Origin of the sequence: Chitinophaga sp. CB10 (assembly GCA_001870995.2) — a bacterium.
GTDB lineage: Bacteria > Bacteroidota > Bacteroidia > Chitinophagales > Chitinophagaceae > Chitinophaga.
The window spans coordinates 1-25,275 of record MLAV02000022.1; the positions used below are offsets into that span (position 1 = coordinate 1).

General features: G+C 42.3%; 10 protein-coding genes and 1 pseudogene. 2 read left to right on the top strand and 9 right to left on the bottom strand.

Features of this window, described 5'->3' with window-relative positions:
* Positions 1 to 113 precede the first annotated feature (113 nt).
* Together BOC67_RS23290 and BOC67_RS23295 are read left to right on the top strand one after the other, a co-directional pair.
* A protein-coding gene (locus BOC67_RS23290) for an IS3 family transposase (RefSeq protein ID WP_291914245.1) occupies positions 114 to 1,219 on the top strand; the annotation gives its coding sequence in 2 pieces (ribosomal slippage) (positions 114 to 375 and positions 375 to 1,219; 1,107 coding nt in all).
* A 36-nt stretch (positions 1,220 to 1,255) separates the two neighbouring features.
* Positions 1,256 to 1,546: pseudogene (locus tag BOC67_RS23295) on the top strand (helix-turn-helix domain-containing protein); the annotation flags it as partial.
* Positions 1,547 to 1,598: 52 nt separating this feature from the next.
* Here BOC67_RS23295 and BOC67_RS23300 read toward each other — a convergent pair.
* The 9 genes from BOC67_RS23300 to BOC67_RS23340 all read right to left on the bottom strand — a co-directional run bounded on the left by BOC67_RS23300 (position 1,599) and on the right by BOC67_RS23340 (position 25,121).
* On the bottom strand, positions 1,599 to 1,931 hold the full coding sequence (locus BOC67_RS23300) for a hypothetical protein (RefSeq protein WP_291914247.1): 333 nt from the start codon (positions 1,929 to 1,931) through the stop codon (positions 1,599 to 1,601).
* Between the two features lies 1 nt (position 1,932).
* Positions 1,933 to 10,239 carry an RHS repeat-associated core domain-containing protein gene (locus tag BOC67_RS23305; protein ID WP_291914250.1) on the bottom strand — a complete coding sequence of 2,769 codons (8,307 nt, stop codon included), beginning with the start codon at positions 10,237 to 10,239 and terminating at the stop codon, positions 1,933 to 1,935.
* Positions 10,240 to 10,252: 13 nt separating this feature from the next.
* Positions 10,253 to 10,984 carry a hypothetical protein gene (locus BOC67_RS23310; RefSeq protein ID WP_291914252.1) on the bottom strand — a complete coding sequence of 244 codons (732 nt, stop codon included), beginning with the start codon at positions 10,982 to 10,984 and terminating at the stop codon, positions 10,253 to 10,255.
* Entirely contained in the window at positions 10,981 to 14,445 is a 3,465-nt protein-coding gene (locus tag BOC67_RS23315) for a hypothetical protein (RefSeq protein ID WP_291914255.1), read from the bottom strand. Before BOC67_RS23315 ends, BOC67_RS23310 begins: the two co-directional genes overlap by 4 nt.
* Positions 14,446 to 14,471: 26 nt before the next feature.
* On the bottom strand, positions 14,472 to 14,936 hold the full coding sequence (locus BOC67_RS23320) for a hypothetical protein (RefSeq protein ID WP_291914257.1): 465 nt from the start codon (positions 14,934 to 14,936) through the stop codon (positions 14,472 to 14,474).
* Between the two features lie 27 nt (positions 14,937 to 14,963).
* Complete coding sequence (locus tag BOC67_RS23325; protein ID WP_291914260.1) at positions 14,964 to 20,552, bottom strand: PA14 domain-containing protein; 5,589 nt, start codon at positions 20,550 to 20,552, stop codon at positions 14,964 to 14,966.
* 33 nt (positions 20,553 to 20,585) lie between these two features.
* Positions 20,586 to 21,671, bottom strand: coding sequence for a hypothetical protein (locus BOC67_RS23330; RefSeq protein ID WP_291914264.1), 1,086 nt, complete (start codon positions 21,669 to 21,671; stop codon positions 20,586 to 20,588).
* Between the two features lie 9 nt (positions 21,672 to 21,680).
* Entirely contained in the window at positions 21,681 to 23,834 is a 2,154-nt protein-coding gene (locus tag BOC67_RS23335) for a hypothetical protein (RefSeq protein WP_291914265.1), read from the bottom strand.
* A 492-nt stretch (positions 23,835 to 24,326) separates the two neighbouring features.
* Complete coding sequence (locus BOC67_RS23340; RefSeq protein WP_291914266.1) at positions 24,327 to 25,121, bottom strand: hypothetical protein; 795 nt, start codon at positions 25,119 to 25,121, stop codon at positions 24,327 to 24,329.
* Positions 25,122 to 25,275: the final 154 nt, after the last annotated feature.

Genomic DNA, 25,275 nt, shown 5'->3' on the forward strand with positions numbered 1-25,275 from the left:
TTATCAACCAATACGATTGCACAACATTTTTTATTTCATAATTATATACATATTTTTCATTATCATTTAAGTCGCCACTTTAATAGCACAACACGTTAACTTTAATCTTGACCATGAAAAGAAAAAATTTCACAGAAAGCCAAATCGTATCCGCCCTGAAGCAACAGGAAGGCGGTATCACCGTTAAAGACATTGCCCGCGACCTGGGTATAAGTGAAGCAACCTTCTACAACTGGAAAGCAAAGTATGGAGGCATGGAGGCCAGTGAGGTAAAACGTCTTAAGGACCTTGAAGCTGAACATGCAGAGCTGAAGAAAATGTACGCAGAGTTATGCATAGAAAACCGGGCCATGAAGAATCTTATCGAAAAAAAGTTGTAACGCCCCAGGAAAAACGGGATGCAGTTGAATACCTAGTAAAGGAAGAACAACTGAGTATCCGCAAGGCGTGTAAAATAGCAGCTATCCCGCGTAGTACGTACGAATACAGAGCCATCCGCAGGAATGATACTGCGATTCAGGATGCTTTATCAGCTTTGGTTGAAAAACATGTGGATATTGGCTTCTGGCAGTCCTATTATCGGTTAAGAAACAAAGGATATGCGTGGAATCATAAAAAAGTCTATCGCGTGTATACCGACCTGAAACTGAATATTCGTCGACGGGTTAAGCGTCGTCTCCCTTCACGGATCAAAGAGGCATTGCTGATACCTGAAACACCCAACGAAGTCTGGAGTATTGATTTCATGTGTGACGCATTGGTGGATGGCAGGAAGTTCCGGCTGTTAAATGTAATAGATGACTTTAATCGGGAATCATTAGCGATTGAAGTAGATACATCATTGCCATCTTTGCGGGTAATCAGGGTATTAGAAAGGATCATAGAGGGCCGCGGGCAGCCACGTTGTATCCGGACTGATAACGGTCCCGAGTTTATAAGCCACAAGCTCCAGCAATGGTGTGAAAGCAGAGAGATCAAGTTGGCTTATATCCAGCCTGGGAAACCAACACAGAATGCGTTTATAGAGCGAAAAAACGGAACGCTCCGCAGGGGGCTGTTAAATGCCTATCTATTCAACAGTCTTGCAGAAGTTCGGCTTATGGCGGAAGAATGGAGAATAGACTACAATACTGAAAGACCGCATAAAGCCCTTGGGTATCTATCTCCTTGCAAATACGCCGAGCGTTTTTATCAAGGTCTATTGCATGAGAAGCTCTAATCCTGACTGGCTTAGTTTTAGGGGAAGCTTACACTCTCCCAGAGCGAGTTGGCCAAGCTCCTTAATACCAATCATTCCATCATTGGTAAATATGAACGTGATGAGGTAAAGCCAACCATCGACGTGGTTAAAAGGCTCGCCGATGAACTGGATACTACTGTGGGATTTTTATTAGGGGAGACCAGCCAGGTGAACGTGCTTAAAGATCCTGCTATGCTTAAAAGACTTAATGATATAGATGCGCTCTCTGAGGAGGATAAAAAGTATATCCTGTATGCCATTGATGGTTTGCTCCGCGATGCTAAAACTAGAGCTGCTTATAAATAGAAACAGGCTCCCAATAATTGAGAGCCTGTTTCTGTTTTCTTAATCTCCAAAGCTATTCTTGTTTTGGATTTCTAATCTTATCCAAAGCCTTATTAAGCATTTTAAAATCATCTACTGCTATCTTTCTATTATCAACTTTAGTAATCCATTTCTCATAAGCAGCTTTGATTAATAAAAAACCTTCTTCCGTCAAATCGGATACTTGAATCTTAGTTTCTTCAGTCACCTCTTCATCATCTGCTAATATAACACGTGTAGTTAAATTATTTTGCTGCAAGTAACTAATGATACTTTTAAAATACGCATACACAATTGAACTATCAAATTCATAATTTCTTGGCTGTTGAGTATGCCAACTCACCTGATCAATAGTAAAATCTTTCATATTACTCTCTTCTACTTATTGTTGTTAAAATATCTTTTACATTATAAATTGTCCCTTTCTTTCCAGGAGCTTTGACATAATGACCGCCTGCCGCTCTAATACGTGCCTCCTTAGCTATTTGAGCTGTCTTATCCGCTGTCTTACTTGTTGTCTCAATAAGCTTGGCAACTAGGCCATTCTTAACAACAGCAAAGTCAATTCGCCTTCCTTCCCCAGTTAATGGATCAACCACCTTTTTACCATTAGCATCTCGTAAAAACCGTTCGGAGTATATCTGTGCATCAGGATATTGTTGTTTCAAACTCGCAAGTTCATCTGCTTCTCTTTCATCCCCCTTTACCCGATTCTTTTCGACGTGCGCCGCTGTAGAGTATAGCGTAACAATAGACTCAATACTCAATTTGGTAGCTGTTGTTAACAATGTATTATTACTTGCGACAGCCATACTTGGTGCACTACCTCCACCACTACCCAAACTCAACATTGCGAATCCAGGCACTCCAACGTCTGTAGCCCAATTATATGCAGGGGCCTGCTCCGGGGTCAACCCTATATCAGAGGCTGGTCTATTTAACCCCCCAAATGAAACAGAGGCTCCGCCCGCATTCATAAGCCCTAAAACAGATGGCATCACTAAGTCCAACAACGCATCCCGGTTTCGTCTACCCGTTTCAGTTACAAATGGAAAATTCTTGATACCTGTCCATATCATCTGAAGATTCTCAGGAGTTACAGGCATCGGCATCAAAGAAGAGCTTGGACCAGGACCTGCTGGCGCCATCCCTAGATGATCTATTAGGCTTATTGGAGAGTTACCTGCAAACTGATAAGGGCTATTTTCAGGATAATCCATTGTTAATGGATCGACACTTAAGAACCTGCCAATTCGTGGATCATAGATTCTTGCTTCAAACGCAATCTGATTCCCTTCTCCCTTCACCTCATTATCATTCTCTTTCCCATTAAACCCATAACGATACCTCCCATCATTCACCCCTCTACCCCAAAGCCCCATACCAAATGGTGCATAATCCTGGGCGGATAGAATCCTTGGAACATAATACGTTATAGTTGTATCATTATCCCCCATGCCTATTTTATCATCAGCTACGGTCGCCAGGACGTTACCCAAATGATTGGACAATTCAAAGAGCTTGTTACCCCGCTCAAAGGTAGTTAAAAATCCAGAACCCAAAGTCCCCAGCGACACTCTTTCACCAAGGTCATTTTCGGCACCTTCTAATTTAGTAATTAAATTATCAATACCAAGGCGCGAACTACCATAGATATGCGTTTCAACCTGACTCATTACACCTCCGTTGATACCATTATCTCCAGAGACGTAAACACTCATCACATTCCCGGAAGCGTCCCTAACATACCGGGTTTCTTTACCATCCACATTTTTACTAATCCGATTACCCGCAGCATCATACTTGTAACTAATAACAGAACCATTATCCTTTCTAATCCCCGCTATTTTTCCATATATATTCCATTCAATATTGGAGATACCCTCCTGATTATCTGCAATCAAATTTCCAATGGAATCATAATCGTAATTATTGGCAAGCTGATCATCGATATCGTTATCATAATTTCCAGTATTGGCAGGCAAATCCTCTATTCTTGCAACCTTATTGGTACCGGCAAAATAATGATAGGTGAGGTTATCCATGGCTAATGGCTTACCGGCCCAGGTATTATTACCATTCCTGTCATATGAAAGGATATTCCCATTTGGATCATAACTAATAGACTCCTTAAAATCCGGTAATTCAATTGGCGTCCACCTATTCATCGCTGAATCCAGTCCTTTAGCCACAGTCATACCTTTCAAACGATTAAGCACATCATAACTGTAATTATAGGTCAATGGCACTCCCACTCCCTGTAAGTTTACAGACATGGCAGCAATATTTCCATTGTACAACGGTTTTAGTACCTGTAATGCTGAGAACGGCCTGATAGTACCTATAGGAGTATAGTCGTTATTATAATAATAAAGACTGAAACTATACGCATCTCTAGCTGAAAGTCCTCCTGTATGCCCATCCCTTCCCATATCATTAGCAGCACCGAGCACAGTAGCGTTAACCCCTTTCAACCAACCTTCCAGCGTATAGCCATAGTCAACTCCTTGTACCTGCGCCTGTCCGATAAGAGCTCTTGCTAAAGGTCCATGCTTATAATACTGATAATAAGCATCTTGTTCCCAGTAAATACTATCCCTGCTTGTTTCAACATTTGTTATCCTGTTTTCCGCATCATAGGTGTATCTATGATAATAAGCATCCCGATTACCTACCTGATAAGCTACAGTATTCACTTTCCCACTTATCAAATCGAACGTATAGTCAATCCGCTTAAATCTATTTTCCCCGTCCGGCCTAACCTTCGAATTATACTCTTGTAATAAAGACTTTACATTACCAAGAATATCATAATCATAATATGTAGCCGCACTTTGCGCCCCCAGAACAGTATCAGCTATATTATCATAAACTGCAGTCCATGCCACCCGATTCCTCAAGTTATGCGCCGTCCAAAGTTCCGGCGTAGTACCTGCATACGGTACATCATAAACAGTTCTTGTTATCTGATTTCTTGTACCTGATGCAGCGTTAAACCAATTTTGCAAACTCATTGCCTTCCTACTGATCGTATCCACCATAGGAGAGAGACTCCTCAGCTGACCTACTTCTGTAACTCTGCCTATATCATCATATAATGTATAACTGTAATCATTAAACGCTGTCTGCTTCGAATTCTGCGAAAACACCAATCTGCCAAGCCTGTCATACCAGAAATTAGACTTACCAGCATCCGGCGTACGCTGTTCTATCACCACTCCGATGCTATTATATCTATATTCGGTAGCCAAACCATGAACTGGCACTAATTGCTCCCCCCTGCTTCTCGCCACAGCTACGCTATCCAGCCATCCACGGGACCTATTATATTTAACTCCTGCAGGTGGAACAGTCTTTACCAGGTTACCTGCCTGGTTATAATAATAAAGCGTATAATGGTATTCACTATTTGAATAGGTAACTGTGAATTCCTCGTTTGATGCTGCTGTCATGGCTTTTGCCAGGTACTGTACATCAAAGTCATTACGAATAGAATCTGTCCTGTAATTGAAAATCTCGCGGCCTTTTGTGTCCGCCATATCAAGACTGTCACCACAACTGGTTGGAAGGCTCAACTCATCCACTGCCAAAACTGGCTCTGCACTACCACAGAGTGTACGGTTAAACACATAAAAGCAACTATCCGGTGCCGGACAGCTGATCGTATTTACAAAAGGGGTTATACCTAATGCTGAAATCTGCACGACATTCAACGCACGATCATCCAGGAATACTTCTGTTTGCGGCTGCATCTCCTTTAAAATAGCTACTATTGGCGTATTAGTCGTATTAGCAGCAACATCATTACAACCTGTCCTTCCCTGGTAATCACCAATAATGATCATGGCTTTTCCGTCATGCACGCCTACTCCTGTATAGGTACCGTTATTACTTTGTACTAGTTTGTATATTCTTTCATTGCCAGACAACTGAACATGGGTAGACCATAAAACACTATTATCTGCACCTAGTTTATGCCACCATACATCCTGGGTGGACTGTGCAGCTACCACATTGTCACCGTCAGCCCCTGAAATAATCCAACTTTCAGGATCAATAGCATCCGGGCTACTTACCTTGTAAGCGTCTAACGGACTACCATCAGCGCCAATGTTTATGTAGGCCCCTGCCCCTCCACTCAATACCGCTAGTTTAAAACCATTAGCTACCGGAAGAATAGCAGTAGTGATATCATCTGCACCGATATCATACTGACTCACTGCCAAATTAGCGCCGGTATGCTTGTTCTGCTTAATCAAGACCACATCGGAAGATGCATCTGCTTTGATGGAAGCTGCAAGTACCAGCGTATCTCCGGACTCAAGCAGTGTCGGTCTGGTTTTTTGTGCTTCAGAACCATAGTGTTTCAGCCAAATAAGCTGACCAGCCGTATCCAGCACACCCGTTACCCAATCCGTAGCACTATTATTCATCTTTCGCAAACCGGCAAAGGCGAAATTCCCTTCGGAAGTCTCAATAACATCACTTCCTTCTGCACCATGTTCACCAAAATCAACCGTTTTATTCCATTCTATGTTTCCTTCCGGGTCCATCTTTACCATTAAGATTGCACCCTGATCGAAGCAATAGGACATTGTTGTACCAATAGCGAGGAAGCCACCATCACGCGTAGTAATCAGCCTGCGGAAGACATCATCGGCTTCACTGCCAAATGTTTTCGACCAAATCAGATTTCCTTTACTATCTGTCCGGATAACATACCCATCCTTACCCCCAGCGGTATTACCAGTAGTATAGCCTGCCATTATATAACCTGCATCAAAATTTCGTACATCTTCAATTCTATCCTCTCCGGAGCCGTTGGTATATACATTTATCATTTGCCTGGTGTTGGGATTACTCACACATACACGGCTACCTCCAGTACTTGGCGTGACTTTGCAACTATCATGAAACTGCAGATACTCCCAGGCCTGCTTTCTGAAACCGAGATTTTTATTCATGAAAGTGGAAAACAAGGTATTAACTTGTCGCTGACGCTCAGTTTCCTCTTCATAAGTTGGCTCAACACCCGGGTATAAGCCTTTAAACTTTGCAATGAGAGAGTCAGTAATTGCACAGCTTGCACAAGCTGGTACCACATCACACATAAATAAGACCGGCAACTTTACGAGCTTAGGCATATAGTCACAGGAAGGCGTCGAAGTTCCACATGCTGTCAATAGCACCTCCAGGTCCGATTGTGAAATATTGACTTTCCTGGTCCGTTTAATATAGCCGGATAAATTCACATCCGATGGTAGTTTAGAAACATTGTATTCTGCATTGAGAGCATTGATTTTTGTACACTCACATTCTTTAGGTTTATTATAGGAATAGCTGTCTGAATAAGCTAATTGCTTATCATATGGCCTTGGAAAAGTAATTAACTCAGCGTTACAAATAACCGGATCTGTTACGCCACGCTGCTCCTTATACTTGTTAAATACATCATCAAAACTTTTCATTAACGGCCCCTGATTCGAAGGGCCCCTTGTACCCGCTGAACCTGGTGGAACAGTGCTGGCGCCATATGGATGATTAACATCACCTCCAAGCCTGCAAACTGCAATCAGATCACCCTTAATTGCATTAATTATAGTTGGACTGTATTGACAAGGAGCCAGTTGGCTAGCCCATTTTACAGCAAGGCTGTCAATATTCTTAGCAATAGTGGTCATCATTGCCTGTTCAGCCTGTTTCCTGGCTGTTGCTGTATCCGTTGCTGCAATTGGGGATAAACCTGCATCTTTTATCGCAGTAGCATTGTCTAAGAAATACGACTTTTTACCTGCTGCACTTAGTTTAGCATAAACAGGTTCATGGCAAGTGCCAAGAACGTATGCACGAAGCGCCTCCTCACGTTTGCCTTTATATAGATTACGGAACGCTCTCCATACCATATCCAGGTCGGCGCCGCACAATTCCTGCTCCATTTCAGCAAACGACATGGTTTTATATTTAGACACACAGGAACCGGCATTCTCCGGACATTTTATTGCCATTAGCGCAGTAGCCCACATGCTAAGACCGATTGTCTGCTTGTTAACGATAGTCTTACCGTATTCGTTGTAAGCTGCTGTTATCGTACTACTTCTTGCTATGGCAGGATCTTTACTGGTACCTGCCGTTGGGTTAAGAAACCCTTTCTGTTTTGCCCCGGTGTAGGTCTCTTCTGACTCAAAATCTTTTCCCCATATCTGCTCTGCTTTAAGTACTCTGTTGTATTGATCCCAGCGGCAATACTCCGGATGTATTGTAATTAAGGTTTTAGCCCAGGACGGCTGGAATGCAGCTGCAAACTGCACAGGTGTCAATTCCTTTGGGTCTACCAGTTTCCCACTTTCCGGATTGAGAACCAAGGCAGGATTTCCATTTTCATCCAAATACTTGAAAGATGGTGTCTTATATGCAGGATAAGGTCTGTTGCCACCAATGTAAAAGATAGACATATCCGTTTTAAGGGTATCGGAAAGGAGCGCATACTGCCCATACGGTGCTGTCATATCTGCCAGCATCTGGTCCATAATGTAATCACTTTCCACCTTAGTCTTATCTTCACAATCACCACAATCCGGTCCACATGGATATTGACGTTGTGCGGCCAGCTGTTTTTCAATTTCTGACTCTACCGTTGTACAAACCGCTCCTTTCAGGAAAACACTATCTCTGTAATAATTGTAAACCTGATTACTCACCTCCAGTGACTTCGTTACAGTATAGGTCCCGATTTCCAAATCCAGGGAAAAATCAAGGACAAGTGAGTCGCCTACATCAAATGCAATTCCGGACGTATCTGATTTATAATTACTGATTTTCTTAATAACCGGTTGCCCTCCAAGACGATAATTCATTACATCGTCTGTAATCTGAATTTGTAAATCATATCTGCTTACATAAGCTATACTATCGCCATTACAGGTTGATTTTTTAAGCACCGGTGGATCCAATTTGTAAACGAACCTGTAGGTACCTGGTGTTTTAACCGTAATAGTTTTGGAAATAACAAGTGTCTGATCCTTATACCTGGTTTTATCTACGCCAGATAACCGATCTGTAACTACTTCTTCTTTCTTTTCATCCAGATCTGACAAACTTTTGTTTCTTACACTCCCTGCTAATGCTGTAGCAACGGTACGCCCATGCATATCTAAATAAGAAACTGAAATCTGCCCATTTTGATCAATCACTGAATTCATAAAATAATGGCTACTCAAACCCGCTTCTGTACCAAACAGAGCATCCAGATCTTCCTGAGATGGTTCGCCATATAAATATTTCACTTCCCGGTTTGATCCAAGCTGAGCCTCTGCCCCAAGACCTCCTTGCCTTGATGGCCGGTTTGTATTATCCGGCGTGTATTGAATCTCTGTAAATGCATACCCTCCTGCATCCGGAATATTTTCGGAAATAGGATTATTTTTATCAGGATTGTCAGGAGAATAATACTGATTACTGCCAAAACGCGTACTCATTTTCGCCGCGCGGCCCGTTACTATATCAGAAGGCAGGTCCAGCTTGTCATATTGCTCCTTATCATATTCGGCATCATTAATGGACCTATTGTAAGCGGGGGTATATTTCATGACTGTAGAAACAGTAGGCGTAGGTAGTACATTCACCGCCGGCCGGCCCTGATAATCATAGAAACTTTCAGCTACTATTGTGTGCTGCGTAGTGTTATCTTTTGTAACCGTTTGTCTGGCCCTGAGGCTACCATCAAAATAACTGGTTACCACCTTCCTTTTTCCTTCTTCTGCAAAACTGATATTAGATTGCCAGTTCAAATTCGGCTGATGCCCTTCAAAATCATAGCGTCCAAATCCCCCCGCAAAATCAGAACTCCAGGCAGTGGCAAACCTATTACCGTCCGCCTTTTCCTGTACAGCCCGCACCCGATAGAACAAAGCACCTTCTGTACCATACATCAATGGAATATTATAGGAGGTACCGCTAATGGTTGCCCGGGAACTACTAAACTGAAATACCTTTTTGGGATCGACAGGATTACCATATTTGACTGCATCCAAAGCACTACGGTCCACATAAGTCCATTCAAGATCATATACATCCGCTCCCAGCACAGCTGGCCAGGAAACAACCAGCTCATCAGTATTCTCTGAATATGGCGGGTTGTTAGACTGAATAGATTTAATTGCATCGTCAATCTTTGACAACTTGTACACAGGTCTTACCTCCATCAGATTCTCAAGATAGAGAGCTGGCAGAACGTTCATGGTGGCATCAGTAGTAATTTCCAATATCTTCACACTGACTTTATGCGCTTTGGCAAAGGTAAAAGAAGACCTAAGTGTATAGGGGTGTGTTGTATCGTAACTGATCGTTAACGTCTGATCCACTGAATCTTCCGTTAGCTGCGGTGTTGTATAAATAATACGCACTTTCGCAGATAAGCTAAACTTACCCGGCAAACGCCTGCTTGAAAATTCATCAATGCCAAGGGTAACAATATTCCGGAGGAAATATGGCGTATCCAATTTCGCTCTGTTTGCATCGAAATAAGCAGCATCCTGAATTGAAACAACAGAGTCTTTCGCCAATTGGCCGCTTGCGCCGGTTAACATTTTCTTAATAACAATCGCATGTTGTGCGAATGCTGTCGTTCCTGTTAATGTATAAAGGGCCAGGAACAACAAATTGCGGGCTATTTTCATATTTCCCAATATTTTATTTCAATAGGGTAGAGGATGTATTTATAATCTCATATTGCTCATAAGGCGACTTTGCCTTCAATATGTTATTATCAACGCTGTAATAAATCTCTGTCTGAAAGCCAGTGTATCCTGACGGCAGCCTGGAATAATTTTTATACTGCGTTCGCACAATGGATTTGCGCTCCGTTACAGTACCATCTTCATTGTCCACTGCCACATTCAGGTATTGTATAACCTCATCTATAAGACTGGTGGTAGCATCGTAAACTATTTCCAATTTTCTATAGGGTGCTCCGTCAATACAATTAATGATAATGATACATTTAGTCCCTTCCTGGATAAAATTCCAATTTCGAAACACTTGCCTGATAATACTCAGGTTGACAGACTCCTCAGTGCGGACATTTGTTCTAGATGAACCAATATTTGACACTATCATTTTTTGCATTGCTTTATACAAGGTAACCTGCGTTCGGCCGTCGTAAATAAATTCTAACTCCTCCGAAACATACCTGATCCTATCATGATCCACTGCTACTTCTGCTGTCATAGAATCTATAAATGCATCACGCTGCTCCTCATAAAAAGCTTGTGTCTTAACACTGTATTTCATTACATTCTCTCCTGAGAAGTTTCGTAGCATCTTCAGACGTTTGAATAATGCTGTCGTGTCCGTACCCTGGTTGGAGTATGCACCAGAACTTATCGACAATAATAAACAAAGTATATAGATCAGTCCTTTCATTCTATCTCTTTTATAAAACCGTTTCTTGACTCTTTCAGTGTGACAATACCTTTTTCTGTTTCTTTCTTAACCCTGATTAATGTACCGTCATCATCATATTCATAGAACGTCGCGTAATTATTTTCATCCAGTTCAGCCATCATCTTCAAACTCATCGGATCATATGCATACGATTTCATATTGGCGTGGTAGGGATGAAATCGAATATCATCGACATATACAGCAGTATTTTTTGTGGCTATCATTTCCAGTGTCAATCCGGTTGAACCTTTTGGCAAACTCACCACCTGCTCATAACGCTGCCATCCGTCAACCATTACACCTACAGGACGGGCTTCAATCATTATGCGTTGTGCCCCTGCAACATATAACGTAATCTTATTAGAAGAATAGGTAGTACAATTGCACTCACCCGCTTCTTTTACCCATGCGCTAAACACCATTTTGTCACCCGAGAGCGGAGCAAAGGGAGGAATAAGAATATTGGCATTAGTCCTCACGCTCTTCAATACTGTAGCTGGTGTGCAATTATTAGTTCCAAAAGTAAAAGTCGGATTCGAGATTTCGGGAACCGCATCTACTACATTAGACCGGATGACCACAGTGTCGCCAGCGGGGATTTTTATTGAATTTTTGCCGGTATGTTGCTCCTCAGCTGTGATAAGATTTTTATATTTGCTCAAATCAAATCTTCTGTCTGGAGGCAAGCTGTTTTCCTGGCAATCCTGCGGCAAAAAATCATAGTCTTCAAATCCATCATAAGCAGCATTTCTATATCTGCTATTCTGAATAACTGCTATTGGAATTGTATTATCGTATCCATATACAATCGAATTATACCGTCCTAGAGGGTCCACAGTTTCCAACTCTAGTCCCTTGGTATTAAAGATGGTGCTTTCAGCATTCCAAACCCATTTAGTCGTATCTTTTATGGACATCCACTTTTGAGATTGGTTTTTCCAGAACGACTGATAGTCTTTATATGTCCCGTCTTTTCGGATATTGGTTTGCTGAGACGAAGATTCTTCAGCGCGGTTTGTATAATATATATAGGACCTGACAGCTCTCCAGTTTCCAAGCATGCCGTACACATAAGGATTCACAGAAGTATCTGTCAGTAAACTGTATGGTGTAGCTACATATGGCGCCACATGGATAGGCACATCGGCTTCCAGCGGATTTTGACACATATCGGACGAAATTTTCACATGATATATACCACTATCCGATGGAGATACCCTACTGATAACGGGCTCACGGGCGGTAGTTGTCTTGCCGCTTGGGAATGTCCAAAGATAGGTTACAGCGGATGTAGGCAGGTTAATAACCTGGAATCGAACATAATCCCCTTTGCAAAACAATGGCTTATCTGCTGAAGCGATCTGGTAGTTTGCAAAATCAAGTATTGTTATATCTTGTACTTTAAAGGCATTGCAATTGTCAATAATTTTGACTGAATAGGTCGAATTTTTTACTAATTGATACCGGCTATTACTGGAAAAGCTACCAGTGTAATTACTATCCAGGTATGGGCCATTTTCGCCGTTACCAAGAGCTGCCAGTTTATACATATATTTTGTTCCTGTTTTGCTTCCATTAATACCCTTCACCCTAATTTGACCAGAATTAGCAGGAGCACCAGGGCAAACCCATCCTTTAGAACTGTCAATGTCGACACTCACAGGGGTGTAGTTATAATATATTTCAATCGTATTTTCTGGATGAACACCTATCCCTCCATACAGCTCGTAGGGATAGTATCGAGATATCTGATACCTACCTGGTAAGGTCATAGTATAACTAGAACCTGAATAAAAGGTTGTCAATAAAGAATTATCTGGCGCCGCTGTGACAGCATAGGCTGAATAAGGTACGCTGACAATATTTTCTAATGGCTTAATAGTTTGTCCCTGACAAGTGCTGTTCAGTTCATAGTCCCACTTATAGTTAAAAACGTCTTGACTGGTGATCATTACAGGTACATCCCAGACACCGCAGCTATCGGTTACACGGAAAAGATAATAGCCGGGAGTAAAATATTGCGTGACACCACTAGGATCGACATATGAATCAAGCATAAAAGAGGTATTGGTCAAACTCCCTGACGAATACCAATCGAATTTATCAGATGTAACAGGATAAACCATCTTTAAATTGGGAGTTCTTGTCCATCGCGCAGCATAAATTATGCTTATTCCAGAAACGTTACTTCGGCCACTGCTTTGCGACTTCCCAACAAAAGCTTCTCCTCTGTAATATGGAGTCGGAATGGGAGAAACATTCAGAATATCCGGGGTATCAATAATAATATCAGGCCTATTAGCCAATTTCATTTCTACGCGATAATCACCATATGGAATGTTTGTAAATTTATAATTAAAAAAATTGTAACCATCATCGATAGCCGTTCCAGTTCTTACCTCACCTGTGTTTTTATTAACAAGCTGTAGTATTGTCGGCAGACAAATACTTTCGACTGAAGCTATCAAATTAATATTATCACATGATCTTTCTATCGTATATGATATCCCTTCCGTATATAAAGGCCTGTTGTATCTTATTGTATCTCCACAAGGAGAGGCTAATGTTAAAACAAACGGTACTCTATCATACTTTGACATATCAGTACCAACAGGTAGCTGAATCGTATCGAATATCGCGTTACTTCTTCTTAGATTCCAATTTACCAAGGTGTCTGTTCCAACATTAATCAGGTACTTGATTGTTGGTACAAATTCTGGATTGGGATTATAAGAGGCGACGGAACTAATGACGAACTTATCACATGATCCAACTATGCGGCGCAAGGAATATCCACTCGAAACCATATACATACCCACAGCCGGCATAGTAATGTTTGTCGGCGCCGGAGAAGTGGAACAATCATCAATTACCCTTACGGTAAAATTACCGGCAGGCAAGCTATCAATAACATAAGTACTATCTCCCGTATAAAAGTCTCTGCGTCCTGTATATCCTGTTGGAACATTTTCCAGGTAAATATGATAAGGTCTTCGCCCATTCCTGATTATAGTTCTGATCTGACCATTCGGACATTTACCAATAGCTCCGCGTAGTATCGACGATACCGCTGTTATATCTACATAACTGCCTGGCACCTTTATCGTGTCAAGCTTTGTAGACACATACCCCTGACACACGGCATTTACTGTTAATTGATAGTTGCCTGGTTTTAACATCGGCAATACCCGATCCTTTGTTCTTTCGTACAAAAAAGAACTACCCCCTAAAAGTTTCAGACTGTACTGAACACTGTCAAATAAAGCAGCATCTGCACCGGTAAGAGTTACAGTAATGACTCCATTCGCCGCACAGGTTGCACCATCCACCTTCTTTGTTATACTCCAGTTATTGCATTGCCCATTTACTTTATTGGCAGCAAAAATGCATAGCAATAGCAGCGTATAATAATAAACTACTCTTAAAATTTTCTTTCCCATTGATTAGGGTATAACTGGTTGAGCGATTAATATTTCTTGTAGTACAGCGTCATAACCCTTTTTACAGGCTGACCGTTCTCCATAAAGGATTCTGTGATTGGTCCAATTAACAATTTATCAGCTCCGTCCAACTGATACACATAATTATTTGATTGAATTTCTGCATCCATCTTGCTTGTACGAAAAACCTGAATCCTATTATCTTCAATAGTATAATCAAAATAACCGTCTACCGAATTGGTCTGGAGCCGACACTTACTACCCTGAAATGTTAATCCGGTACAAGTAGCTGCACTTGCTTTTCGGAAGTCCTCCTTGCTTGTCAGCTTACTCGTCTGAATTAATACATTGGAAATAAGTTGATATCTTTCCTCCACGATTTCGGTCAGCTTCCAACTTCCCTGCAACTTCAGGCTGTCAATATTCTGCTGCGCCTTTACTGATAAAGAAATTATAAAAGAGCTTACTAGCATTACAAAAAACTTCTCCATACTTATATCTAATAATTTTAAATGCGTTTATTGAAAAATACATTTGATAATTTGACCTTTCTTATCCGTAACATGCCAGTTCTGCTTGAACTCAGCGGCTGCTGCATTAATAATACCACTGGTTTCATCAATGGACAGCGTGTATGTACTACCGTTCTTCATAAGCGGATTTCTTAACATTGTCACATTACCTACGGAACCGGTAATATTTCTTCTGCCGGAACGAATAATCTTAAGGGTCATATTATAACCGGTGATTGGCTTGCCTTCACGCGTAAGGAAATAAATATCCGGCGCTCCACCCGTCAACACGTTTGCATCAATAGCCCACGCCTCGGTTGTTCCAGGAAATGTTGCCAGCTTGCTGTTGCAGCCTTCATCGGTAACCTGTACATTCGCATACACTAATATTTCATCCCCGGACGTGAAGTAATCTTCCACCTTATTTGGACTAAGGCTCGTCACTAATTTGCCTTCCAGAATAGTAACATTTTGTATAGTAGCCCCTATGTTTTTGTACGCACCTGACATCCCATCATAAACCCATGCTGCCGGATAATTAAATGAATAAACCGGATCGTTAAACTCATTTTGCGTTGCTGTTAACAATACATCTCCCGTTTCACTATCATACAACAGGTTCTTCGTAACTACCTTACTTCCCTTCTGCGTAACCACCATGCTATCCAAAATACCATGCCTGTTAATAACTTTAACCATGGATGCAGCCTTATATGCCAACTCCTCCCATTGCGGAGCTCCGTATCCATTTAATATTGATATCGGGAACCCTGTAGGAACAATGTCAAGCCCAATACCTACTTTCAGGCCAACTGTATTGGTTTTCTGTTCCTTCATATCCGCCATCAACTCCAAATCCATCCCTACGAATGCACTGTCAATTATACCAGTTGGACTCATGGTAAGTACCTTATTGTTCAAATGCTTGAATTCCTGCTGCTCATTATCCACATGGTAATAGTTCGTAACTGAAGATATCGGCTTATCATCCCCCTCTGCATAAGTAAATTCAGACTTCAGCTTACCGTGCATATCATTCAATTCTACTTTAACACCCTGGCTAAGTGCAAGAAAGTTCTTAGCACCAAACTTCAGGAAGTCAAATAAAAACGGATGGTAATTCATCTTACTGAAACTCCTATCAAACTCAGATGCTACTGCAATCGTTGGAAAATCATAGCTGGTATAGAAGCATGTTTCTTTATAACCAGTAAGTGATTTTACTTTTTTATTATGTATTGAGAATACCTTTACCTTTCGGTATCCTACACCCGGCGATGGAAAAAAGCCTTCTCCCAGCGGCGTTTCAATATAAGTAGTTATGTCTGGCACCAACAGCCCGGCCCGGCTCTTAGTAATAATAGGTGTATGAAATGGATTATCATCCCCTCCGATTACAGGCTCATAGTTAGCCACACCACTACTTATTTCTACATCCTTTCCTCCAATTTTTTCAGTTGTTGTGTACTGGTATGCTGTACCATAAATTGACTCCTTTTGTCCGGTCATGGCATTCCAGTGATCATATAATACAATGCTTTTAACACGGTGCCCACCACCATATTTTTTATAGGTTGGGTCACTCAGTCGGGCGAAAGAACGGGTTAAATCCAAATCCTTCATCTGCCCCTTTGCTCGTACCATTCTGCCGAAACCACGTATCATCTCAGGAATATTCTCAAATTCTGCAACAATCGTTTTGATGGCAGATTCGCCGGTAACATCATCCCCAACATCAGATCCCGGATGTGCCTTCGAGGGCAGTTGCACTTTGAGGAATTGAACAGCAGCATTAGCCAATGGGCTGAATCTCCCGCCCTCATCTCCATCTATATCTACAGACCTTAACTTCACATAAATAGTGTTACCATTATTATAATACCCATAGCTACCTGGCTCAAGGAATCCATAGCAGGGAATATACTCGTATCCTTCTCCATGGTTATCTCCGGGAACTTTTACATTCAAGCGGAAAAACATGGTATCATTGATATTTCTTAAATAATAGTTCTGAATATCCTCCTTCGATTTTACCGGTTTTGACACATGAAAGGACACGTACAGGTTATCGCTGGAAGTACCGGAAAATGTTTCATAAAGGTGATTTTTTAAATCTGAAAGAGATTGCGGCACCTGGCTCGAAAGGCCAGCAATGGCAGTCATCACAGCTGCCTTACGGTTTTGCACATATGCATAATCATCGCTTTCATAATTTATCTTCAGACGGCCACCGTTCGGCAGCTTAATTGAATCAAGTGCCCATGCGGCTGCATTTGAGGCCATTACTGCGCTGTCCTGCAAAGCATAAGGATACTCTGAATTCAACAATCCATTGGGATTATCGGCACTATTTTTATAATTACCCCATCTGTCAAATGACTTATGATCGTAGGAGGGATTGTTCTTGCTGTAATGGAATACATAAGCATTCCGCTTGTCCTTCTCCACATTTGCAGCTTTATTTCCATTGTACGTAAACCAAACTTTCTTCAATGTCAACTTACCATTTGTACGGACAGGCTTATTAACTCCCGGGCAAAGTTCATAATTGTACTCAAAATGCACCGTCTTAATAGGCGTAGCATTTACCCCCTTTGCAGCAAATTCAGCTTTTGAGTACAGCCTGATTTCTTCCAGCTTTTTGGGCTGCACGCCATTAGGAAGCTTATGCCCATCTTCAGTAATAGCCATAAGATCTTCCCGGCTGCCCAGTTGAAAAACTGCTACATAATTCTTTGAGACAATGGAATTCAAATACCATAACTCCTTTTCTCCATATACATAACTGGCCTTATCATCGCGATCATCACTCTTGAACCCTTCATTATAATTGGCCACACTATCATATGGAACACGCCACATATAAGCGGAATCACGGCCGGCGATTTTCGTATAATTAAACTTGATAGCCGTACCCAGGTCGTCCGGAGTTATCCCATCCCCTGTTAAATCCACATAATCTGGGGAAAGAATGCCTGTCAGCAAAAAGCTATGGGCATATGCAGGTACTTCTTCTTTCGAAAAATAATTGTTACCGCCTTTTTTATTATTAACAGTATTATCCTGGTTCCTGACATACTGAGAAGTGTTGGAAGCTAAGTCTCCATCACTTTTATTGATGGAAAATGTCAGGTCTTTTTGTTTAAAGTTATATACTGGAATACCATAGACATAACGCTGTCCTTCCGTGTTCAATACAGAAATCTCAGAAATATGATGAGGTTTCCTGTATCCCGAAACCCTGGATTCGAGGGTATATTTTCCTTCAAATCGATATGACTCCGGTGGGCCTGTCAGGTAAAAATCCTCCGGCTTGACATCAGTTCCCTTACACGTCATTTTGAAGAACAGGTTACCATATGTCGTGTGGTTATTGAACTTAACCTCTAACCGGTAATATTTACCTGCCTCCAATCTAACTGTATCTACCGGACGCTGATTTAGCTTAGTATCCACTATCAAGGAATCATTAAATGACATATATACTTCATCATCAACATAGTTTGTGATAAGGTACTCTCCTGTCACAGGCGCTTTCAGCCATGATTTAAAAATGATGCTGCATGGATACTTATCACCAAACTGCACAGTATTTTCGACCTCATTGGGAGGAATAAACCCTGGTACCTTAATAGTAAGGCTATTAAGGTCTGACATTTTTGTAAAATTGATATCTTTAAATAACCTGACGCCCGCAAAATTTCTGGGTACCCATCCACCTTCATTATATATGTAGGCCACAAACCCATTCTTGTGATCCTCGTTATCCTGGGGGTAATCATCGCACGATTTTGTTGAGTAGATATTCAAATCATAGTTCTCAATATAAGTGGACAATCCCACGTGTTGCGCCTCTTCAGCTGTTAAATATGAAATCACCTGAGAGCGCCTGTCTCTCTTGTTTCGCTTCACATTGGCACTGGTAAGAGGGATGGTTTGCTTTTTTACACCACCTTTATAGCGAATCAGATTATTCGTAGTACGAATATTGGCCGTATTGTTTCCTGTTAATTCCGGCACAAGGATATCATCCCCGCCCAGCGTTTCAAAGTACTGCGGATTATTCACTGACATCTCACCTGGATTTCGCATATATACTGCTTCATAATCACGGTAGGAGTTCGAAAACGTCATAGTGCCAGCAGTAGGATTGCCGGATTTCCAGGCACGATTGGTGGTATTTGTATATACTTGCTCGAGATCGGCCTGTATCTTCGCCAGCGCGCCTGCCCCTATATCCAATGAGCCGGAGGAAGAGGTATTTCTTGTACTGTTATAGTGATCATATACATAACCGATATCATTCCGGTATGGCCTGAATACTCCACCGATACCTTCTCCTGCTATAGAAAAAACATCATAGGTATAGGAGGGCAGCCCAATACTACGTGAATCCATACTTGCAGGAATATCTCGCTCCCTGTTAAAATCCAGCAATACGTTTTCATTATTGTTAACATCGCCATAATGAAGATAGCCGTAAGCAGGGAGTATATTTGTCTGATCCTCTTTTGCGATGAACTGCTTGCTGACATAACCTGCCAGATTTAAGTTCACATGAGCTCCAAATGCTTCCGGCCCCATAGCAAATGACCCTGAGTAGGTATTTACTGTATATGGAATTTGTATTTCAGGAGTAAAGGAAGGATAAACGAAAGACAGTGAGCTCGTTAAAGCCAATCCTGATCCTCCGTCGTCTGCCATAATCCCACGCTGCACTTTCTGTAACCTATCCGCCTTTATATTGCTACTGACACCGGCAGAATACTGCACAGACTTCATACCCTCCCGGCTCGAAAACGGCAAACCCAAGGACAAATAGCCACCAAAACCACCTTTATCCTGCTTCGCTTCCTGGTGTGATAAGAGAGATAATGAACCATTCAGGGAAAACCCATCCATACTACTCAAACTTGCAGTCAGCTTCCCTGTAAAGTCGCCCACACCGGCCGCATATGCCTTGGCTGACAAGCTAACACCCGCATCAAGTCCCCATCCCCTATAGTTGTTATATTTCACGCCAATATTTACAGGTACTTTCAGTGGAATACTGAAGATTTTTGAATTGAACCCCACACTGGCACCGATCGTTGTGCTAGGTTTCATATTTAGCGTCTTACTCACAGAGTCCCTGCCATCAAAATCATCCGGTAACCCACGCATATTTCTGGTGATGCTCCCCGGATTCAAATTCCATCCTAATCCCACCCAACTGGCTTCCTGATCCATAGTAATACCGCTGTTATATCCTAATGTCAAGGGATACCCCCCTACATCAATTAGCGGGATCGTGTAATGAAAATCCCCTGAAAACAAATCCACCATATTATCAGTGCCAATTGAATGAAACGCGTCTGTTTCAGGCTGGGTTGGACCACCATCATTATCAACGGCAACAGGCAATACACTACTTTCCAAAGTCTTGGAAGGCGTTATATAAGGAGCTATTTCCTTTTTATCCCCCTTACCAACAGTATTAGGAAAAGTATTTTTTACGGATAATGCATAGGATGGCACTATAGTTTCAAAATACATCAATGCCAAAAGTGTTGACGCTATTACTCTCTTTCTTTTTGCAGCTATAGCCAGTATCATCTCAACTTAAATTAATTGGTATAGGGATGTGTATTATTTCTCTTTTGTATAGGTAAACTTGATCTGCCAATACTCATTCCGGGCGTTCCTGATACGGAATAAGTATATTTTTCCTGCCTTTACCTGAGGCATGCTTACAATGGGAACATCCAGTCTGTTGTTACCAGGTTGAATGGTAACCTTGTTTCTATATACCACATTATTCGTTTCCAAAGACAGTACTTCATAATCAACTGCAGCCTCGCCTGTTTCATTGCTGTATGCAAATTGCAATTGGTCAATACAATTGATAACTGCCCCATCCAATTGTTTCCTTAACTGCACATAGGCGCCGCCGTTATCTATCCCTGACTTACCAACCCCCTTCACCCTAAACGTCCAAACCTCCGCCTGCGCCGCAAACACAGTCCCATTCCTCGCCTTCACCGTCCACGCATACGTCAGCGCCGTATCCAGCGCCGTTGCTCCGGATGGATAGTTCGCAAACAAATCTTTCATATACGCTCTCCGGTACACCGGCGCATTCAGCTGCACCGCCTCCTCTGGCGACTGCCCCTCCCGCACATAGGTGAGCACCAGTTCATAGTTCAGGTCTTTAAACATATTTGCCGGAGTAGGAGGTAACCAGCTAAACTGCGGCCGGTCTGATTCAATCAGGCCCTTATTCTCCGGCATATTCAACAGCGGCGGACTCACCGGTTCCACCACAAACGGGATACAGTCTTCTCCCATCTGATGCTGCTTGTTATCGGACAAAATCAAACTATAACAAGCCAGGTAGTTTCCCGCCGGCAACATCCCATTAGGGCTGCGATCCACAGAAGGAGAGAGGTATTCATATTGTATGGGTGCAAAATCCGCAGCATTTAACTGCCGGGCGCCTCTGTTCAGAACAATCTCTCTGGTAATACCTGTCAGCACCGGTTGATTGGTCGTGGCATCCATTAAACGTACAGTAACGGTAACGCCAATGGGTGCTTGCGAGCCGGATACCAGTGCTATATTCCATAATTGGGCTTTTGTCAGCACTCCCGCAGGGGGTAACTGCGGCGTAATAGTCACCTGGGCTTCCGCACGTAACGCAAGAAACGCAATCAGCAGGTATAGGATCCTCTTCATAATCTAATATTAAAATATTTTGGTATAGGTCAATCTTCCTGTTTTATTTGGCACAAGCTGCTTGTTCACTCCCGGCACAAATCCTTTGTCGGCCATCAATACAAACTCCCCCACTTTTGGCACATTCAGCCGGGTATTGCCTGAATAACCAATTTGCTTATTCGCATATACAGTTTGATAATTATATACAATGCCTGCTCCCACCTCTAACCAACTATTAATGCGGTACTGCGCATTACCATCCGCGCCATACAAGGCATAATCCAAATTGGCTGAAAGTGTAGCGCCGCCGGACAAAGTCAGCGATTTCAAAAACAAAGTTTGTGTAAATTGTAAATTGCTGCTATTGAAGTACACAAAGCTACTGTCAGTCTGGCGATTATAAAACCTGGTAGCGGACAACATGGTATTCATACTTATACCCTTGCAGGCATAATTATGACTGGCAGTGCCTACCAGCGTATAAAACATATTCTCCATAAACTTATCCTCCGCTAACTTCATCAGCTGGCTGCTCGGGTAATAACCAAGCGAAAGCACAGGCCAGTTACGCCTCCGGAAAGTCGCCTGAATACTTTTAAAAATCGTTTTACTGCTATAACCCGTACTGTCAAAAATGTTATTAAATGCATTACGTTTAACCGATCCCGTTATAGTCAGCTGCTTCCTGAACAATGGCTGTTCAGCTTTCACCAGCCAGGCTACCTGCTGAGAACCGCTGGAATACAGGCTAAAAGATTGAAAGTCCGGCCCCATCAGCTTATACATACCTGTAAATCTTGTCGCTGTTCGCGGCACATAGCTGAATCCTGAAACTGAAAATGCCTCATTGGAACGCTGACCCATCTGCGTCATACTGCCGCCAAGGCTCTGATGGCTGGCTGCACGGGCATAATAGGGAAGGGAGCTCTTGGCAACTTCACCCACGAGATAATTGTTACGGTTGATCTGCCAGCGGCCTTCCACAGATATCCCCATGATTTTATTATCCGGCGCCTGTGCATTCGTATTGGTGTTATAGTTATACACTTGTTTCTTGCCCGTATAAAAAGATACAATTACATTATTGCCTTCCTTTTGCCCGGCGCCCAAACGGATGATATTCAGGTACTGTTTCGGACGATTGGCATTCAAAACATAATCCCGGAACCGGTAATCTACCGCCCCTGTGGCAAATGCTACATACCAACTGGGATTAAACTCCGCCTGGACTCCCGTGATACTGATATTCTTGGCGGTGAGCTCGCTATAGTCAACCATAGTCCGGCCAATCCCCAGAGATTTCATGGATAATAACAGCTTGTAACCCGGCGGCAAAATAGAATCAGGCAGGTTCATGGATGCCAGACTAGTCAACATCTCTTCATCATTCTTACTATTTTTGATAGCTTCCAGCAATGAAGCCTTTTTGCTACCAAGTGCTGCCCGCTTTTTATTATATAGTTTCTCTAAGCCGGTATATAACTTTTGGAGAGAATCAAGTTCCTTTTGCTTTTGTGCAAACTCTTCCCGCAGTAAAGCCACAGCACTATCCCTCCCGGCAGATACAATCTCCTTTTTATCAGGTAACTTCATGAAAGGCCTGGTAAATGTCGGCTTCTTCAGTCCCAGCCCGTCAAAAGCCAGGGAGTCCTGATACCGCAGGTTGTAATCATGTTCCCTTGCCTCGACCATTCGTTGCTTCTGACGGGGGGCTGTAAACCAGCCCTTGAGCCGTTCTATTTTAGCCCAATCCACATCCATCCTTGCTTTCAAGCTATCAACCTCACGCAGTTGCTTCAACTTACCAACATCCCACGACCTGGCCTTATCCAGCAACAGTTGTTTAAAATCGCGATTGCTATACCGCAGGTTAATACCGGTCAGATTGCGGAATAACATAGAATTTCCTTTGCTGGTACTAAACGCCAGGTGAACCGGATATTGATTTTTAACTGTGATATCCAGGTTTGTCGTAAGTGTATGCTGATAAATATCCTTTTCCAGGTAAGGCGTATCGCTGTTGGATTGATAATATCCATCGTAAGTAACATTTCCATGAACCTGTAATAACGGGATACGTTGTACTACAGGTGAAAACGCCACTGGTTTTCGTTCCCGGAGCGCCGGCAGATGGGTATCCCCCAATGGTCCCGCATATAAGGCAACAGGGATCTGGATCATTGTTTTACAACGATCCGAATGCACTGTATAGCACATTGTATCTATCACTTTTCTTGCTCCCGGAATCTCCTTCACCTGCGCTGATGAACTCAGGATAGATAATAGGGATAATATCAGTATGGTTACGGTTCTCACTTTATAACAAAGTCCTGTTCGGGCTAACTAATAAAACAATCTTTCAGGTATAGGATTCTCGAAATCAAATGTAGGAATTGCGTATCAACATTAAAACGAATGTTCATCATTTATTTAAATGCACAATACCATATTGTATTTCACAGAATATAAGATAAAATCGAACTTATCAAGGCTTCACATCATTCATCATATTTGAAGTTTTATTTTTTGAGAGATAAATTAGCGCTGCTATTTATCAATTAAATAGTTTATTAATTAAGACTTCCAGCTCTTTAATCCGCTGCTCCAATGCCTCATTTTTTTGGCTGAGCTCCTGGACGGACTTAACTAATAACCCCACAGTACTGGCCTGATCTACCCCATTCCTTCCGGGAGTGGACATTTCTTCCGGTACCTCAATACCAAATTGCCGGATGGAGTATCCTGAGAAGACTCTAAAAAAATCTTCCATTCATCTGAATGATTCCCCCAGTATAAGCCACCGCTGTGTGGAATGCCGTTTTCGAAAATTAAATTACCAGCCTGGTCCCTCATGGCAATAGTATTAGGTTCGCCATTCACATTCGGATACCGCCCTCTCAGCAAATCCGCATCCAACCCCGAGGTCTCGCCATCATTGCCAGAATGCCACAATTGTCCATCTACACCATCATGCGACCTTACCCGTAACTGGCCATTATCAGCAAGATATAATGCCATTCCCCATTTATTCGGTATGTGAAAACCATAGGAGGGATGACCATCGCTTTGGGCTCCATAATTACCCCTGGCAAATAATTCGTTCGCTAATACTGTCGCCTTGGTAGTAGTAGTCTTATTCTTCACCCAGATAGCCGAATCTGTAGTCGCTCCGCGTGCTGACACGCTGGCCAGGGTTTCACCATCGGTAGGTACCCCCAGGAACTTCCGGACAGCAGTAGCATCTACCGGCCGGATGAAATTATCATAACCACCAAATAGGCGTGTAAGGTTAGCTCCGTTCTCTGTAGGTGCGTCAGTATTAAAATAAGTGGCATAGGCGTATCCATGCTCATCCCGTGCCATTATAGAGTTGATATATGGAGCACTGTCAGCCCGGATCTGATACACCTGCTGGGCATAGGAACTACTTGCAACGAACAGTAATAATATTAAACTATGCTTTTTCATAGGACAAAGGATTCTGAACCCACAAGCCGCTGGCCTGTGGTATCACATCACGTTGGCAAATACTTATTCCCTGAAAGTTGCCACCAGGTGGCAAATGATTTCACAGTTGATAATAGAATTTTTATTATAGTTACTTCTCACAGAATTAAACACT